Annotated in this window: 14 protein-coding genes and 2 pseudogenes; 12 read left to right on the top strand and 4 right to left on the bottom strand. The window is 58.8% G+C overall.

Translation table 11 applies throughout. The annotated features are described in order from the left end of the window. Window positions 1-114 precede the first annotated feature (114 nt). Window positions 115-237 (top strand): annotated as a pseudogene (locus IE243_RS23615) (phosphate-starvation-inducible PsiE family protein); the annotation flags it as partial. A 98-nt stretch (window positions 238-335) separates the two neighbouring features. Here IE243_RS23615 and IE243_RS20275 read toward each other — a convergent pair. From IE243_RS20275 to IE243_RS20260, 4 genes and pseudogenes are all read right to left on the bottom strand, one after another. After that, window positions 336-417, bottom strand: a pseudogene (locus IE243_RS20275) (hypothetical protein); the annotation flags it as partial. 15 nt (window positions 418-432) lie between these two features. After that, window positions 433-657: a transposase gene (locus tag IE243_RS20270; protein WP_244643279.1), complete on the bottom strand. Its 225-nt coding sequence runs from the start codon at window positions 655-657 to the stop codon at window positions 433-435. Window positions 658-774: 117 nt separating this feature from the next. Beyond that, the gene (locus IE243_RS20265; protein WP_191321146.1) at window positions 775-2,148 is read right to left on the bottom strand and encodes an ATP-binding protein; all 1,374 of its coding nucleotides are present in this window, start codon (window positions 2,146-2,148) and stop codon (window positions 775-777) included. Window positions 2,149-2,153: 5 nt separating this feature from the next. Next, window positions 2,154-2,909, bottom strand: a complete 756-nt coding sequence (locus IE243_RS20260; RefSeq protein ID WP_191321145.1) for a response regulator — start codon at window positions 2,907-2,909, stop codon at window positions 2,154-2,156. 549 nt (window positions 2,910-3,458) lie between these two features. On the opposite strand from IE243_RS20260, the gene IE243_RS20255 reads away from it, so the two are divergent. The 11 genes from IE243_RS20255 (at window position 3,459) to IE243_RS20205 (ending at window position 16,593) form a co-directional block, all read left to right on the top strand. After that, window positions 3,459-4,796, top strand: coding sequence for a TolC family protein (locus IE243_RS20255; protein WP_244643278.1), 1,338 nt, complete (start codon window positions 3,459-3,461; stop codon window positions 4,794-4,796). 13 nt (window positions 4,797-4,809) lie between these two features. Beyond that, a complete protein-coding gene (locus IE243_RS20250) occupies window positions 4,810-6,246 on the top strand; it encodes a multicopper oxidase family protein (protein WP_191321143.1) in 1,437 nt (478 codons plus the stop codon). Window positions 6,247-6,282: 36 nt separating this feature from the next. Beyond that, window positions 6,283-6,765: a cupredoxin domain-containing protein gene (locus tag IE243_RS20245; RefSeq protein ID WP_191321142.1), complete on the top strand. Its 483-nt coding sequence runs from the start codon at window positions 6,283-6,285 to the stop codon at window positions 6,763-6,765. Window positions 6,766-6,790: 25 nt separating this feature from the next. After that, window positions 6,791-7,069, top strand: a complete 279-nt coding sequence (locus tag IE243_RS20240) for a copper-binding protein (RefSeq protein ID WP_191321141.1) — start codon at window positions 6,791-6,793, stop codon at window positions 7,067-7,069. A 298-nt stretch (window positions 7,070-7,367) separates the two neighbouring features. Beyond that, on the top strand, window positions 7,368-7,667 hold the full coding sequence (locus tag IE243_RS20235) for a heavy-metal-associated domain-containing protein (protein ID WP_244643277.1): 300 nt from the start codon (window positions 7,368-7,370) through the stop codon (window positions 7,665-7,667). Between the two features lie 109 nt (window positions 7,668-7,776). Continuing rightward, window positions 7,777-10,152, top strand: coding sequence for a heavy metal translocating P-type ATPase (locus tag IE243_RS20230; protein ID WP_191321140.1), 2,376 nt, complete (start codon window positions 7,777-7,779; stop codon window positions 10,150-10,152). A gap of 292 nt (window positions 10,153-10,444) precedes the next feature. Further along, window positions 10,445-10,795, top strand: coding sequence for a hypothetical protein (locus tag IE243_RS20225; RefSeq protein WP_191321139.1), 351 nt, complete (start codon window positions 10,445-10,447; stop codon window positions 10,793-10,795). Between the two features lie 129 nt (window positions 10,796-10,924). Continuing rightward, a complete protein-coding gene (locus tag IE243_RS20220) occupies window positions 10,925-11,323 on the top strand; it encodes a FixH family protein (protein ID WP_191321138.1) in 399 nt (132 codons plus the stop codon). Beyond that, window positions 11,320-12,741, top strand: coding sequence for an efflux RND transporter periplasmic adaptor subunit (locus tag IE243_RS20215; RefSeq protein WP_191321137.1), 1,422 nt, complete (start codon window positions 11,320-11,322; stop codon window positions 12,739-12,741). The genes IE243_RS20220 and IE243_RS20215 overlap by 4 nt, the downstream gene beginning before the upstream one ends. Continuing rightward, complete coding sequence (locus IE243_RS20210) at window positions 12,738-15,917, top strand: efflux RND transporter permease subunit (RefSeq protein ID WP_191321136.1); 3,180 nt, start codon at window positions 12,738-12,740, stop codon at window positions 15,915-15,917. The genes IE243_RS20215 and IE243_RS20210 overlap by 4 nt, the downstream gene beginning before the upstream one ends. A 184-nt stretch (window positions 15,918-16,101) precedes the next feature. Then, window positions 16,102-16,593: a DUF411 domain-containing protein gene (locus IE243_RS20205; RefSeq protein WP_191321135.1), complete on the top strand. Its 492-nt coding sequence runs from the start codon at window positions 16,102-16,104 to the stop codon at window positions 16,591-16,593. Window positions 16,594-16,747: the final 154 nt, after the last annotated feature.

The following is a 16,747-nucleotide window of genomic DNA, read 5'->3' as shown; positions in this document are numbered from 1 at the left end:
ATCAGAAATCTGGCGAAGGGGGAACCTCTTATGATTCTAGACGTTCGAAAACCGCTCTAGAAGTTCGAGCAAGTTGTCATCCTCGTCCTCAGCGTCATCATTGCGGCGATCGTCGTGGCGTCGGTCTGGGCGCTGATGCGCGAAGTCGTGAACCGCTTGGTTCTGGGGGCATTCGACACTCTCGAATACGCCACCTTCCAGGTGGTGTTCGGCATGATCTTCACCGTGGTGATCGCGCTCGAGTTCAAGCGCTCCCTTCTTGTTGCGACCGAACGCAGCTTCGGGATCCTCCAGGTCCGCCATCGTCGGATGAATATCGTACTTCTTGGCCAGCTCAGCCGTCGTCAGCTCCTCGCGAATGGCCTCAAGGGCCACCTTCGCCTTGAACTCAGCCGAATAGCGTTTCCGTGTCGTCATATTGCCCGTCCTTCGTCAGGTGTTCGAGCTTAACGACTGGTCCGAATTTCCGGGACCACCTCTCTTTATCCATTTCGGCAGGAGATTGGCATTGACGCCGTGCCCGAACGCCAGCCGCGTTGCCGAAGCGCCAGGCTGCAAGCACGCCGCGACAAGCCGTTCTCGCAGGGCATAGGCATACTGACGCCGGGCATCGTGTCCCACAAGTCGCACCTGAAATTTTCGAGCATCGTCACCCATGATTTGGCATCCACCTATTTTGGTGGACACCTCATGCCTCACAGCACTTGGCTTCAGAAGCTGCGCAAAAATTCACGCTTACTATCAGCTGATTTAGAGGGTTACTTCATGCAATTATTATTTGTACTCCCGTGCCTCAGATTTTGGCACGCTTATTGTTACGCATAACCCGATTGATGTGCCGTTAGAAATTGCGATACGGCCTCCGTGTGTCGCGATCACAGAAGAAGCAATTGTAAGTCCCAAGCCGGATCCCCCTGTTGCGCGGCTACGGGACTCCTCAAGGCGTACAAACGGATGGAACACGCGTTCCATATCAGCGAGAGGGATACCAGGGCCGTCGTCTTCCACTGTCACAAGGAAGTCGCTATCGGTTTCTCCAATGGTTACTTTGGTTGAGTCGCCGTATTTGACGGCGTTACCAATGATATTAGAATAAGCTCGCTTTAGAGAAAGTACCTGTCCAACAACAGGCGCAGTTGATAGTCCTCGCATTAGTACAGATTGTCCTTGGTCGAGATTATCGTCCACAATTGTCCTGATAAGTGACACGAGATCGATTAATCGGAAGGCTTCGCTGGATATGCCACCTCTTAAATAGTCCAAGGTGGAATCAATCATTTCTTCCATCTCGTGAAGATCGGTATCAATGCGATCACGGGTTTGTTCGTCGTCGAGAAGTTCAGACCGAAGCCTGAGCCGGGTGATAGGCGTACGTAGGTCATGCGAGACCGCTGCCATGGCCTGCATGCGCTCATTGACAAGGCGCTGGATTCTATCCCGCATGGTATTAAACGCGTGGGCAGCCCGGCGAACTTCCGATGGGCCAGTTTCTGGAAGGGGCCGAGGCGTTTGGTCAAGACTGAATCGCTCCGCGGCGATGGCAAGCTCACGCAGCGGCCGCGTCGCCCAATTGAGCAATAGTAGCGCGACCACGGCGATGCCTACGCCGAAGCAGATTGTGACCGCAATTAAGCTCCAGGCAGCTTGCTGAACGGCCCCAAGGGCGGAAGAAGAAACGTTTACCCAAGATCCGTCAGCCAGTCGCACCGAAACCAGCATCATGTGCCGATAGGCATCGGTGTCGCCAGCACCGAGAGCCCCGTCATCGGCAAAGCCGACCTTAAAGGATTCTGCGGCCAACTCGGGTACTAGGCTCCTGAGACGCGCCTCCATCATTCGCGTGCGCGCTGTTTCATGGGCGGCTCCTAAAACCAAACTGACCTTACTCCAGTGGACTTCGAGGCTAGCGTTTGACAGATCATGGGCAACGCGGTCACGTTCTGGTCCTTCAGGAGTGCTGGCAATAACACGCTTGATTGAAACAATTTGTTCAGCAAGACCTCGATCACGTCCTGCTGTTGCCAGACTTTCTATTCCGGTTTGGTAGGCCCAGTACCCGAGCAGGTGAAAAGCAACGAGCGCCGCGACCAGGATCAGGATTGCTCGTGTGGCAACTGTGTCGGGCCAAAAGCGCTTGATGATCCACAAGGGGGTTATCCTTTCCCTGCGCGGACATCAGACGCGAACATATAGCCAGCGCCACGGACAGTTTTTATGAGCTCGCCACTATTCGTCGCCATTGCCAGCTTGCGACGCAAGCGGCTGATCTGGACGTCAATCGTCCGGTCAAAGGGAGCGTCGCTTATCCGCGTCTTGGCGAGCTGCATCAAGGTTTCACGTGACAGCACGCGATTGGCATGTTCGGCGAAGGTAACGAGCAGGTCGAATTCGCCCGTGGAGAGAGCGATCAGCGTACCAGATGGCGACTGGAGTTCGCGACGACGGAGATAAAGTGTCCAGCCGTCGAAACTCATCGCCTCGGCATGCTGAACTCCATTCGGATCGTGGGCAGCCCTGACCCGACGCAGGAGGGCACGAATCCGGGCAAGGAATTCTCGTGGGCTGAACGGCTTGGTGATATAGTCATCGGCTCCGCCTTCGAGACCCGCTATGCGGTTACTTTCTTCGTTCCGGGCCGTTAACATTACGATAGGAACAAAAGATGTTGAGCGCACATCACGGCATAGCTCGTGGCCGGACCGCCCTGGCAGCATCAGATCGAGTACTATCAGATCAATATGCGTGCGGGTCAGAATATCCATCATCACGCTACCGTCCGGCGCTCCGGTGACTTCGTAGCCGTGACGCTGGAGAAAGCGTGAGACGAGCACCCGGATTTCCGGGTCATCATCTACCACCAGAATATGCCCGTGGTCCTCCGTCGGGGCCCTGGTCTGATCCTGATCCATCGTGTGCTTAGGCTCCTGTGAGATCGGTGCGCTATGCGTTAGCCAACCCGACAATCGAAGCTTAGCGTGTTCGCTACGCTGCGGCTCCCTTTGCTTTGAAACAATTTGTAACAGACGCATAGGGCAGAGCACTGCTACCCCTGTCTGGACAAACGTGGGGAGCAGAATCGTGACGTTCGTGAAAGTGTCGTTCCTAGCCTGCATAGGATCAGTGTTGACCGCTTGTGCAGGGGTGACCGTTCCGGATCATCTCGCCAAGCCGGCAGATCCAAATGCCCGGGTTCCTTCCGTCCGTTACCGCAGCGTAACAGCTGATGCCTCCACCTATCGCCCAGCTAATCCCAAAAACTGGCAGGAGCTTAACCGCAACGTTGGTCCCAGGTCATGAGGTCGCGTGCTTCATTCCTTTCGGGGACCGTTTCTATCCAGCAGGTGAGAGACGCGGCCACACCAACGATACACGGCCCCCGCTGGTTATGCCGTTTCGGGTTGATCGCGGGTGCCGCCGCTTTCTTGGGAGGCTGTGTTAGCTTTTCCTCAGATGGCGGCATGGGCAATATCCAAGCTTCTACCTATGCCGATATCGGCAAGGACGTGGTCAAAATCGGAGACGATCAGGCTGCGCTCACGGCGAAAGCGCGCGTCAACCAACTTATGCGCAAGCCGCTGACAGCTGATGCCGCCGTGCAGGTTGCGTTGCTGAACAATCGTGGTCTGCAGGCCGCCTTTAACGAGCTTGGCATCGCCGAGGCGCAAATGGTTGCAGCGAGCCTGCCCCCCAATCCGGGTATCGGTATCTCCAAAAGTTCCGGCCGTTTCGAGATGGAGATCGAACGACAGATCGTCGGCAGCCTGCTGGCGCTGGCGACGCTGCCGGCGCGTGCAGAGATCGCTCGCGACCAATTCGGGACGGCGCAGTTGCGGACCGCCGAGGCTGTGTTGAAGCTCGCGGCCGATACCCGCCGCCAGTATTACCGCGCAGCCGCTGCGAATGCACAGGTCGTTTTCTACCAGCAAGCGAAGGGCTCTGCCGACGCAGCGTCCGAGCTATTCAAGCGGCTCGGCGAGTCCGGTGGCGTCAACAAGATCGACCAGGCGCGCGAGTTTGCTTTCGAGGCCGAGTTGACCGTGCAACTCGCCCAGGCGCGCCAGCTGCAACGTCAGGAACGCGAGCAACTCGTGCGTCAGCTCGGGCTTTGGGGGGATGACCTCAAATTCCGGGTTGGGCCCTTGCCATCGCTGCCGCGGTTGCAAACAGTGAAATCAGTCGAAGCTGAGGCCCTGCGCAAGCGGGTTGATCTGCAGATCGCGCGGGCCGAACTGGACATGCTTGCGAAGTCGCTCGGCCTTGAACAGGCGACGCGCTTCGTCAACGACATCATTCTGAGTGGATCGCGCAGTTATAGCCGCGCGCGCGGCATCCTGCCGAATGGCGAGGTCGAACGCGTAGCAAGCCGCAGTCGTTCGCTTGGACTTGATTTTGAGATCCCGATCTACGACTTCGGTCAGTCGAAGGTAGCGCTTGCAGAGCAGACCTACATGCATGCGGCCAACAAGTTGGCGGAAAAGGCGGTCAACATCCGCTCCGAGGCACGCGAGGCTTACGCCGCGTACCGGGCCAACTACGACATCACGCGGCAGTACCAGAACAACGTGCTGCCGCTGCGCAAAATCATCCAGGACGAGTCGCTACTGCAATACAGCGGCATGCTGAACGACGTCACGGACCTCATCACCGATGCTCGCAACCGCATCCTGTCGAATGTTGCGGCGATCAATGCCCGGCGCGATTTCTGGATCGCCCATACCGATTTCAAGCATGCCCTGATCGGCGGCGGCAGCGGGGGTGGTTCTGTCGCCATAGCGGCAGCTGCTGGCGGCGACTGAAGGAATTGCACAGATGACCAATCTATCGCGTAGAGGTTTCATCGGCTCGTCGGGGCTCATGCTCGTCGGTGCGGCCGCGGTCACAGGGCGCAGCGCCTTTGCGGCGGTGCCCGAGGCTCCGACCATGAAGGAAGCGGCCACCCAGGCGCCGCTCGTGCCGACCAGCGGTCCAGATTACCAGCCGGTCGCCACGCTTAATGGCTGGACCTTGCCTTGGCGTAGGAATGGCGACTGGAAGGAGTTCCACCTGGTCGCAGAGCCGGTCGAGCGCGAAATGGCGCCCGGCATGAAGGCTTATCTCTGGGGCTATAACGGCCAGTCGCCGGGGCCAACGATCGAGGCGGTCGAAGGCGATAAGGTCCGCATCTTCGTCACCAACAAGTTGCCGGAACACACCACGATCCACTGGCACGGCCAGCGCCTGCCGAACGGCATGGACGGCGTTGGCGGGCTGAACCAGCCGCATATCCCGCCGGGCAAGACCTTTGTCTACGAGTTCCAGCTCAGGCGTTCGGGCACATACATGTACCATCCGCATTCCGATGAGATGGTGCAGATGGCGATGGGCATGATGGGCTTCTTCGTCGTCCATCCCAAGGATCCGGCCTTCCGCCGCGTCGACCGCGATTTCGTCTTCCTGCTCAACGCCTTTGATATCGAACCGGGTTCCTATGTGCCGCGGGTCGCCGAGATGACCAACTTCAACATGTGGTGCTGGAACAGCCGGGTTTTTCCGGGCATCGACCCATTCGTCGTCGCTAAAAACGACAAAGTCCGTATCCGCTTCGGCAATCTGACGATGACCAACCACCCGATCCACATGCACGGCTATGAGTTCAAGGTCTCGTGCACGGATGGTGGTTGGGTCGATCCCGCCGCGGCCTGGGACGAGGTTTCGATCGATGTCGCGGTCGGCCAGATGCGCGCCTTCGACTTCGTCGCCGACGAGTTGGGCGACTGGGCGATCCACTGCCACAAATCACACCACACCATGAATGCCATGGGACATTCGGTGAAGAACTACATCGGGGTGAACAAGAAGGACCTGGCGAAGCGCATCGCCAAGATCGCACCCGGCTACATGCCGATGGGCTCTAACGGCATGGGCGAAATGGGCTCGATGGAGATGCCGCTACCTGAGAACACGCTGCCGATGATGACGGGCTTCGCCCAGTTTGGCGCGGTTGAGATGGGTGGCATGTTCTCGGTGGTAAAGGTCCGCGAGGGGTTGGCGAAGAACGACTACAAGGACCCCGGCTGGTTCAAGCACCCAGAGGGGACTGTTGCCTACGAGCTCAAGGGGCAGAAGCTGGGAGAAGCGCCGCGAGCGGCACCGGTCGACAGCGGCGTCAAATCGGCTGAATGGCGGGCAAAGGATCCCCGGAAGCCGAGTCTCGGGCCAGATGGAAAGCCGCGTCCTGCTGCCAAGGGTGGGCATTCCAATCACTGAAATGACGACAAGGAAATCCGCTTGTTGGAGAGCGATATGAATAAAATAACGTTCAAACTGGCCGCGGTCGGAATTTTGATGTCCGCCAGTGCTGCCTTGGCCAGCCCGGGCGGGGGGAGCCACAGTCATGGTGACGAGACGGCTTACGGCAATCCCGGCGACCCCAGGAAGCCGGCCCGGACCGTACAGGTTGCGATGGGCGAGAAGGACGGCAAGATGTTTTTCATTCCAGACCGGATCGAGGTTCGCCGCGGCGAGCAAATCCGCTTGCTGCTTCGCAACAATGGCGAGCTCGATCATGAGCTTGTCGTGGGGACGCTTGAGGACAATCTCAAGCACGCCATCGAGATGCAGAAGAACCCCGACATGGAACATGACGATCCAAACGCCAAGCGGCTCACTCCTAAGCAAACCGGCGAGATCATCTGGGCGTTCACCAAGTCCGGAGAGTTCGATTTTTCTTGTCTGATCCCCGGTCACCGCGAAGCGGGCATGACCGGAAAGATTATCGTGAACTGAACGAAGTCACTTAAAGGAACATCCCATGCTGAAGACTGCTGCTACCCTGACTTTCATGCTCGTGGCGTTCCCGGTTGCCGCGCAATCGGTAGACGGTACCGTCACCAAGGTCGACGAGGCTCAGAGCAAGCTGACGATCACCCATGGTCCAATAAAAAACCTGGAAATGGACGGCATGACCATGGTGTTCAAAGCCGGCGACCCGGCCATGCTCAAAGGGATCAAAGCCGGCGATAAAATTAAATTCGATGCCGACCGCGTCAACGGTCAGATAACAGTGACCAAGCTGAAAAAGGGCAAGTGATTTAGGGGCGGCAAGCGTAAGGGGGGGCTAGCTTGCTGGAACAGCAGGGAAAGACCGATGCTCTGCATCGCGCATGAAATCGGCTTCCCTGCCGAGTTGCCGATCGTGTCATTGTCATGGATGCAGGACAGATAGTCGATCTGAACACCGCAGACGAGTTCTTAAAGTCCGCCACACTGGTGTGCCAGACCCCTGCCCAGTCAGGCCATTCATTGTTGCTGAGCCGGCCAGAGCGCGCTCGATCGACAGCCATGATTACCTTGTCTGATCCAACTGGCTGAGACTGAGACAAAGGTGCTTGACCTTCCTGCAACTGGAAGGTGCAGGTTGCTGCAATCATAGATTTTTGGAGATAGCAGCCATGTGCTCTTGCCAGCAACATTCGAGTGTCGTCACGGGGGTGACAAACGTTCCTCAAGGCGCGATCAGCTTTCGCGTCGAAGATATGACCTGCGGCCATTGCGCCGGCACGATCAAGAAGGCGATTGAAGACCAGTTGCCGGGAAGCGAAGTCACCGCAGATCCGGCCTCGAAATTGGTCAACGTTGTTGGAACAGACGACTTCGTCGCCATCAGAACGATCATCGCGGGAGCTTGATATACGCCCAGCACAGACCGGGTAGCCTGATTGTGTGCGGCTGGCGGTGAAACCCGCCGGCCGGCCATGCATTGGTAAAGTAGGGGGCAGGAGAGCAAAGGGGCTATCCATGACAGATCATCAGCGTCACGCCGGTCATCAGCCCGATGACCATTCACACGACCACGGCCATTTTCATGGATCGGGGGAAAGTGCGAAAGACCCGGTCTGCGGAATGGCTATCGATCCCGCCACAGCAAAGCATCAAGCCACATATGCGGGACAGTCCTATTTCTTCTGCTCGACTAGCTGCCACAGCAAGTTCGCGGCCGATCCAACAGCCTATGTTGGGCATAGGGAAGAGCCTTCGGTGTCAAAGCCGACGCCTGAAGGCACGACCTACACCTGCCCGATGCATCCCCAGATCCGTCAGTCCGGGCCAGGTAATTGCCCGATCTGCGGCATGGCTCTCGAGCCGGAGATCGCCACAGTTCAAGAAGGCCCCAGTGCCGAACTCATTGACATGACGCGCCGGTTCTGGGGCGGCCTTGTCTTCGCTCTGCCGGTCTTCGTGTTAGAAATGGGCGGCCACCTCTTCCATCTGCAGGCATTTCTTGGCCAACAAACCTCGAACTGGCTGCAACTCGCATTGGCGACACCTGTTGTCCTTTGGGCCGGCTGGCCATTCTTCCAGAGAGCCTGGGCCTCTCTCGTCAATCGCAGTCTGAACATGTTTACGCTTATCGCGATGGGCACGGGTGTCGCATGGGCGTATAGCGTCGTTGCAACCGTAGCTCCGAACCTGTTTCCTTATACCTTTCGTTCAGCTGAGGGAGCCGTCGCGGTTTATTTCGAAGCGGCTGCCGTGATAACCGTTCTCGTTCTGCTCGGACAGGTCCTCGAATTGCGGGCCCGGGAGCAGACCGGCGGTGCGATCAGGGCGCTACTAGACCTCGTTCCCAAAACAGCCCGACGTGTGCGGGATGATGGTGAGGACGAGGATGTCAACCTGGACTCCATCCATGTCGGGGATCGCTTGCGAGTCCGGCCGGGCGAGTCGGTCCCGGTCGACGGAGAGCTGGTCGAAGGTCGTAGTTCGGTTGATGAATCTATGGTTACGGGTGAATCAATGCCGGTCACGAAGGAGGTGGGCGCGCCTCTGATCGGCGGTACACTCAATCGTACGGGCGGGTTCATCATGCGCGCGGGCAAGGTTGGTAGCGACACCATGCTGGCCCGCATCGTTTCTATGGTGGCCGAAGCCCAGCGCTCGCGGGCGCCAATTCAACGCCTGGCCGACCAGGTCTCGGGATGGTTCGTCCCGCTCATAATTATCATCGCGATAGCAGCCTTTGGAGCCTGGATGGCATTCGGGCCGGAACCCCGCTTCGCCCACGGGCTTGTCGCTGCGGTTGCAGTGCTGATCATTGCCTGTCCCTGCGCGCTCGGTCTCGCGACACCGATGTCGATCATGGTCGGGGTCGGGCGTGGTGCGCACCTCGGCGTACTAATTAAAAATGCCGAGGCGCTAGAGCGTTTCGAGAAGATCGATACGCTCGTCGTCGACAAGACGGGCACCCTGACCGAAGGCAAGCCGAGGCTGACAGCCCTGAAGCCCGTCGGGGAATTCGCGGAGAATGAGCTGTTGCGGCTTGCCGCATCACTGGAGCGGGCGAGTGAGCATCCGCTCGCGGCCGCGATCGTGGATGCCGCGAATGAACGCGGTCTCATCTTGGCCGAGGCACAGGATTTCGACAGCCCAGTCGGCAAGGGGGTGACAGGAACCGTCGAAGGTCGCTCGCTAGTAATCGGTAGCCACCGCATCATGACAGAGGCTGTTGTTGATACCGCTGCTCACGTTTCGGAGGCGGAGGCGCTGCGTGCCGAGGGCGGTACTGTGATTTTTGTGGCGATTGATGGCCGCATTTCCGGATTGCTGGCGATCGCCGATCCGATCAAGCAGACAACCCCAACAGCGATCAAGGCTCTTAAGGCTGCTGGCATTCGGGTAGTCATGCTCACTGGCGATAACAATACGACGGCACAGGCGGTAGCGCGCAAGCTCGGTATTGACGAGGTCGAGGCCGAAGTGCTCCCGGAGGACAAGAGTGCCGTTGTCAAGAAGTTGCGCTCACAAGGCAGGATCGTCGCGATGGCCGGTGATGGGGTGAACGACGCCCCAGCGCTTGCGGCGGCGGATGTCGGGATTGCCATGGGCACAGGGACCGACGTTGCGATCGAAAGCGCTGGCGTGACCCTGCTCAAGGGCGATCTGGAGGGTATTGTGCGAGCCCTTGAACTCAGCCGGGCGACGATGAGCAACATTCGGCAAAATCTGTTCTTCGCCTTCATCTATAATGCTGCGGGTGTTCCGGTGGCGGCAGGCGTGCTTTATCCGATATTCGGATTGATGCTTTCTCCGGTCATTGCAGCCGCGGCGATGGCGTTGTCCTCGGTCAGTGTAATTGCCAATGCGCTGCGCTTACGCACGATGTCTTTGGGATAAGCTTGCGGCTCAATAGGCCTGCCGCTGTCCAAAAATTTGCTGCAACTGTGGTCCACGCGGCGTTGCATTATCTTTGGTCGCTTCTGCCGTTCATGGGTGGGGTAACATTGTGCTAGTCCCGCTCCGGTGCACCGGCTGCTCAACTTGACGCTGCTGGTGCCCTTGACCCATGTCGCCAGCGTTGTGAAGCGCCAACATCCAGGCCACGGAGTAGTGTGTTCTTGATACTCTTGTCAAAAGGTCGCAGCTCTAACTCTTTTGCGATTGTCGCTGCCATGTCAGAATTAAAATTATGAAGTTCCGACTTCTCACGCACAGTTTAATCTTGGTGCTGTTCGTCACAGCCTCGATGATGGCTGCCTGGGTGGCGCCGGTAAAAGCTGGCTTCGTCCCCATGGAGCGTGATGTGATGGCGGCGATGTCTGTGGACATGCCGTGCTGCCCCAATGGAAACGACAAACAATCCGATTGCACGACAGGTTGTCTGGCCGTGAGCTTCTGCTTGGTTAAGTGCTTTGCGAGCACGCCAACGGTTTTTGGCGCCATTGTTCAACCTCTTGTCGTGACGCTCGGGCTTGCCGGCGATGAAATGTTGCGCATCTCACCACCGAGCGAGCCGCCAGCCCGACCTCCCCGAACCTGAGACCTTGCCGGTGCCGTTGCGCCGGTAGCGATCGCGCGTTTGCACCGCGCGGTCGGTGAGCCGTGGCTAACGCCACGTTTGGAGCTGCATGCCCAAGCGCAGCAACCTCACCGTCTCAGGATTTCGACAATGACTTTCATCCCCACTTTGCGCGCGCTTGTCGCAGCGCTTCCGCTCGTCGTCGCCGCATTGCCGGCTGTGGCGGACATCAAGAACTATGAATTTCAGCTCACGCAGCACGAATTCAAGCAGGGCAACGGTGTCGTTATCACCGTCAAACTGATCGACAAGCGGTCCGGCAAGCCGGTGCCGGATGCCGTCATTTTTGCCAAACGCATCGACATGGAGCCGGAAGGAATGGCCACGATGGCCTCGCCGGTTCAACTTCTCCCAGCTTCGGAAACAGGCGCCTACAGCTTCAAGACCGATTTGGTCATGGAAGGCGGCTGGCGCTTGTCGCTGGGCGCCAAGGTCCAGGGCGAAACCGGCACGCTCGAAAACAAGCTGATCCTAAAGGCTCTGCCATGAAACGCCCCTTACGAACGGGCATGGCGCTTGCTGCCGTTCTGGCGGCGGGAGGCGCGGGCTATTGGGCTGGTCATCGCGGTCTCGAAGTGCCTGGCCTATCAACCTGGTTTGGTGTTGGAGGCTTTCACGTGGCTGTCGATCAGCCCGGAACCACCGGAACGGCCATTTACTATAGGGATCCGGACGGGAAACCGGCCTATTCAGCTGAGCCGCGCCAGACGACAGACGGCAGACCATTCACGGCTGTGCCGGCCGGCGAAGATATCAACTTTGATGAGAAACAGCCGGTCGAAAGCCAAACGGCCCCGGCCGATAAACGTCGCGTCCTCTATTATCGCAATCCCATGGGGCTGCCCGACACATCGCCGGTACCCAAAAAGGATTCGATGGGGATGGACTATCTCGCCGTCTATGATGGTGAGGAGAGCGAGGATGGGGTCATCAAGCTCTCGCCTGGGCGTATCCAGCGTAGCGGCGTGCGTTCCGAACCAGTCCGCCGCCAGACCCTCGCTCAAACCATTCGCGTTCCAGGCGTGGTTCAACTCGATGAGCGCCAGATTTCCGTGGTGACGATACGCGCAGATGCATTTGTGCAGGAGGTAGCTCCGATCACGACGGGCGATCGCGTTGCGAAGGGGACACGTCTCGCCCGGATCTATTCGCCCGAGATCAGTACAGCTGGCGCCCAGTTCATCACTGAGCTCAATGCCGCCACAAGGGGGGTGGCCGAAGGTGGCGCACGGCAACGCCTCGAAAACCTCGGCGTTCCACCGGAAATCATCACCGAGATCGGGCGCAACAGGAAGGTGCCGTCGACAATCAACTGGCCGGCGCCGCGAGATGGCATCGTGATGGAACGTAACGTGAGCGATGGCATGAAAATGGTTGCCGGCGATAGTTTGTTCCGGCTCGCCGACATTTCGACGATCTGGGTCCTGGCTGACGTGCCCGAGCGCGAACTGTCCGACGTCCGTATCGGAGCGCTGGCGACGGTTCGACTGCGAGGACGCCCTGATACCGCGTTCGAGGGACGCGTCAATCTGATCTATCCGCAGATCGCCGACGCGACACGCACGGCAAGAATTCGAATCGAGCTTGCCAATCGTGACGGCATGCTGCTGCCGGGCATGTATGCCGATGTTGAGATCAGGTCCCAAGATGCGAAGCCGGTGCTTGTGGTTCCCAACAGCGCTGTGATCGACAGCGGCACACGTCGCACAGTTATCCTTGACCGCGGCGAAGGTCGCTTCGAGCCTCGCGAGGTCAAGCTCGGCCGGCGCGGCGATGACGCGGTCGAGATCACGGAAGGCGTGTCCGAAGATGACCGCGTCGTCGTCGCGGCCAATTTCCTGATTGATGCGGAAAGCAATCTCAAAGCTGCCCTCAGCGGTTTCGCGACCAGCGTGGTCAAGCCATGATCGCCCGCCTGATCGCATGGTCTACGCGAAACCTTGTTCTCGTCTTCCTCGTCACGGCCTTTGCCGTCGCTGTCGGTGTCTATGCGGTCAGAACCTTGCCGCTTGATGCCATCCCCGACCTCTCCGACGTCCAGGTCATCGTCTACACTGAGTATCCTGGCCAGGCGCCGCAGGTCATCGAGGACCAGGTCACATATCCGCTAACGACCTCGATGCTGACCGTGCCGAAGGCGCGCGTCGTGCGCGGCTTCTCATTCTTCGGTGTCTCCTTTGTCTATGTGATCTTTGCCGACGGTACCGACCCATACTGGGCGCGCTCGCGTGTGCTCGAATACCTCAACACCGCAGCGCGCCGTCTTCCACCGGGGGTGACGCCGACACTTGGCCCGGACGCAACCGGCGTTGGTTGGGTCTATCAGTACGCGGTCATGGCCAAGGATATGACACTGGCCGAGCTGCGTTCTTTGCAGGACTGGAAAATCCGCTTTGCCGCTTCGCGCGCCGAAGGCGTTGCCGAGGTGGCGAGCGTAGGCGGCTTCGTCAAGCAATACGCTATCGTCGTCGATCCAGTGCGACTGCGGGCACAAGGTATCTCTCTGTCGGCTCTGCGTGAAGCTGTCCGTAGCAGCAACCTGGATGTCGGCGGACGCACCATTGAGCTCAGCGAGTTCGAGTTCATGGTGCGCGGTCGCGGCTATTTGAAGTCGATTGCCGATATTGAGAACATCGCTCTGAAGAGCGACCGTGGGGTGCCCCTCCGCCTTTCAGATGTCGCTCGGGTCGAGCTCGGCCCAGATGAGAGGCGCGGCATCACCGAACTCAACGGCGAGGGCGAAGTCGCGAGCGGCATCGTATTGCAGCGCTTCGGCGCCAACGCGCTCGCTGTGATCGAGGGTGCCAAGACCCGGCTTGCAGAAATCGCGTCGAGCCTGCCGAGCGGGGCAGAGATTGTGCCGGTCTACGACCGCTCAGGGTTGATCGAACGGGCCATCGAGACGCTGAAAGGTACGTTGATCGAAGAGAGCGTCATTGTCGCGCTGGTCTGCATCGTTTTCCTCCTCCACCTGCGTAGCGCTCTGGTGGCGATTATTATGCTGCCAGTCGGAATCCTGATGGCATTTGCGGCGATGAAGGCGCTTGGCCTGGGCGCCAACATCATGAGCTTGGGCGGCATCGCTATTGCTGTCGGTGCGATGATCGACGCGGCGATCGTAATGATCGAGAATGCCCATAAACACCTCGAACGTGCGCCGCCGGGCAAGCGGCGAGTCGAGATATTGGTTGAAGCCGCGAGTGAGGTTGGGCCGGCGCTATTCTTCAGCCTGCTCGTCATCACCGTCTCATTCCTGCCGATCTTCACGCTTGAAGCAGAAGAAGGTCGGTTATTCGGCCCGCTCGCCTACACGAAGACATTCGCAATGGCAGCTGCGGCCTTCCTGTCGGTGACGCTTGTGCCGGCGCTGATGGTGGTTTTTGTCCGGGGCCGGATAATTCCGGAGGCTAAAAACCCGATTAGCCGGACACTGATCGCGATCTACCGTCCACTTATCCGCGGTGTGCTCAAGACCAAGGCATTGACGATCATTCTCGCGGTTGCGCTCCTGGGCCTCAGCGTTTGGCCAGCGCGACAACTTGGCTCGGAGTTCATGCCGACGCTTGATGAGGGCACTTTGATGTACATGCCCACGGCGTTGCCGGGGCTTTCAATAACCAAGGCGGCCGAACTGCTCCAGACACAAAATCGGATTATCCGCTCGTTTCCGGAAGTCTCCACAGTCTACGGGAAGGCCGGGCGGGCCCAGACCGCGACTGATCCAGCTCCGACAGAGATGTTCGAGACCATCATCAACCTGAAACCCAAGGCGGAATGGCGTGACGGCGTGACGCTCAATAGCCTTAAGGCGGAGATGGATAAGGCACTCCAGTTTCCAGGTGTCTCCAATGCATGGACGCAACCTATCCGGGCTCGCATCGACATGCTCGCAACCGGCATTCGCACCCCGATCGGGATTAAGGTCTACGGCGCCGATCTCGCCAAGATGGAGGCAATCTCGCGCCAGATCGAGACTGTGCTCAAATCGGTGCCAGGCACCAGCAGCGCCTATGCTGAGCGCGTCATCGGAGGCTATTTCCTCGACATCGTGCCGGACCGGGCTGCACTTGGTCGCTACGGGCTCTCCGTCGGCGACGTCCAGAATGCGATCGTAATGGCGATGGGCGGCGAAACGGTAACAACAACGGTCGAGGGCCGGGAACGCTATGGCGTTACTATGCGCTACCCTCGCGATCTGCGCTCTGACCCGCAGGCGATCGCGCGTGAGGTCCAGGTTGCGACCCCCTCTGGCGCCAGTATCCCGCTTGGAGAGGTCGCAAGCATCGAGCGCAAGCGCGGTGCGACCTCGATCCGAACCGAGAATGGCGAACTCGCGGTCTACATCTTTGTCGACACAGTTGGCCGAGATCTCGGTAGCTATGTACGCGATGCGAAGAATGCGATTGGCCCGAGCGTCAAGTTGCCGACAGGCTACCGCATCGCTTGGAGCGGCCAGTTCGAATATCTCGAACGGGCCGAAGCGCGCCTCAAGATCGTCATTCCGGTGACGCTCGCTATAATCTTCCTGCTGCTTTTTCTGAACTTCCGCAGGGTGACCGAGACTCTCATCGTCATGCTGTCACTGCCGTTCTCGCTGGTCGGCGGCATCTGGCTGCTCTGGTGGCTCGGCTTCAACATGTCCGTGGCGGTCGCCGTAGGCTTCATCGCGCTCGCGGGCGTTGCCGCAGAGACCGGCGTTATAATGCTGGTCTATCTCGATCACGCGCTGGACGAGGTTCGAGCGCGCCGCGCGCAGGAAGGCCTGGCATTCACCCGTGCGGATCTGCATGAGGCGATCATGCTCGGCGCTGTCGAGCGCGTACGTCCGAAAATCATGACCGTAGTTGCGATCATGGCCGGCTTGCTGCCGATCCTATGGAATACCGGCACAGGTTCCGAGGTGATGCAGCGCATCGCCGTGCCAATGATCGGCGGCATGATCTCTTCGACCGTCCTCACGCTACTCGTGATTCCAGCGATTTATGGCTTGATCAAGGGCTGGGGGCTTCCGCTAACTGGCAAAATTGACAGCGCTCCCGCCGAGCCTGGCGCAGAGCACCGACAAGCCGCAGTCGTTAGGTAAATGGAGGAACCAATATGCACGACATGATGAATAGCATGGGTTTGGGCATGGGCGCCTTGTACTGGCTCGGCATTGTCGTCCTGGCATTGGCGATCGCCGCATTGGTCAAATACGTCTTCTTTCGGTGAAAGAGAACGAGATGCACGTCCGAAAATGGGTGTGATCATATTCAAGGAAAACGTACATGCAGATTGAGATTTCACCGACCCGTCGTGGGCTAATAATCGGCGCAGCACAAGCATTCACGGCCTTCGTGGTGGTCGGAACGGCGTTGGCCTCCCAAACACTGCCGAAGATGACCGTGACCCGCGACCCTAGCTGTGGTTGTTGCGGTGACTGGGTCGAGCATATGAAGAACGCGGGCTTCCCTGTCGACGTGGCCCAGGTTGATGATGTCATGCCGCTAAAGGCTAGGCTTGGCGTGCCCGAGGCTTTGATGTCGTGCCATACAGCCGAGATTGGTGGTTATGTCATCGAAGGTCATGTACCGGCCGAGGCGGTCAAACGATTGCTCATCGAGCGCCCGAAGGCGATCGGTATCGCAGTCGCAGGCATGCCGGTCGGCTCGCCAGGCATGGAAGTGCCCGGTCAATCGCCTCAGCCCTACGAAATTGTCATCTTTTCGGATGGCAAGCAGCACGTATTTGCCCGCTATCGAGGGCACCAGCAGATCTGATGTGGCGGTGTCCTCGGACGGCGTGCTGATGGCCACGATCAGCCGTATTCTCCCCGCAGACGAATGACTAGCTGACGCACGCGGTGTGAGAAATCCGTAACCGCTGTTCTCAGGCCACGGCCTTGATTGGGTCCGAGGCGTATGCCCATGGCAG

The sequence above is a fragment of the Camelimonas fluminis genome (assembly GCF_014656355.1).
Classification (GTDB): domain Bacteria; phylum Pseudomonadota; class Alphaproteobacteria; order Rhizobiales; family Beijerinckiaceae; genus Camelimonas; species Camelimonas fluminis.
Note: the sequence above shows the minus strand (reverse complement) of the source record. Positions and strands in the feature narration are given on the sequence as shown.

Bases quoted from the DNA above. Each gene is read 5' to 3' on its own strand.
- IE243_RS20230 (WP_191321140.1), top strand. From the start codon at position 7,777: ATGACAGATCATCAGCGTCACGCCGGTCATCAGCCCGATGACCATTCA.
- IE243_RS20270 (WP_244643279.1), bottom strand. From the start codon at position 657: ATGGGTGACGATGCTCGAAAATTTCAGGTGCGACTTGTGGGACACGAT.
- IE243_RS20205 (WP_191321135.1), top strand. From the start codon at position 16,102: ATGCAGATTGAGATTTCACCGACCCGTCGTGGGCTAATAATCGGCGCA.
- IE243_RS20210 (WP_191321136.1), top strand. From the start codon at position 12,738: ATGATCGCCCGCCTGATCGCATGGTCTACGCGAAACCTTGTTCTCGTC.
- IE243_RS20225 (WP_191321139.1), top strand. From the start codon at position 10,445: ATGAAGTTCCGACTTCTCACGCACAGTTTAATCTTGGTGCTGTTCGTC.
- IE243_RS20260 (WP_191321145.1), bottom strand. From the start codon at position 2,909: ATGGATCAGGATCAGACCAGGGCCCCGACGGAGGACCACGGGCATATT.
- IE243_RS20240 (WP_191321141.1), top strand. From the start codon at position 6,791: ATGCTGAAGACTGCTGCTACCCTGACTTTCATGCTCGTGGCGTTCCCG.
- IE243_RS20250 (WP_191321143.1), top strand. From the start codon at position 4,810: ATGACCAATCTATCGCGTAGAGGTTTCATCGGCTCGTCGGGGCTCATG.
- IE243_RS20220 (WP_191321138.1), top strand. From the start codon at position 10,925: ATGACTTTCATCCCCACTTTGCGCGCGCTTGTCGCAGCGCTTCCGCTC.
- IE243_RS20215 (WP_191321137.1), top strand. From the start codon at position 11,320: ATGAAACGCCCCTTACGAACGGGCATGGCGCTTGCTGCCGTTCTGGCG.
- IE243_RS20245 (WP_191321142.1), top strand. From the start codon at position 6,283: ATGAATAAAATAACGTTCAAACTGGCCGCGGTCGGAATTTTGATGTCC.
- IE243_RS20255 (WP_244643278.1), top strand. From the start codon at position 3,459: ATGGGCAATATCCAAGCTTCTACCTATGCCGATATCGGCAAGGACGTG.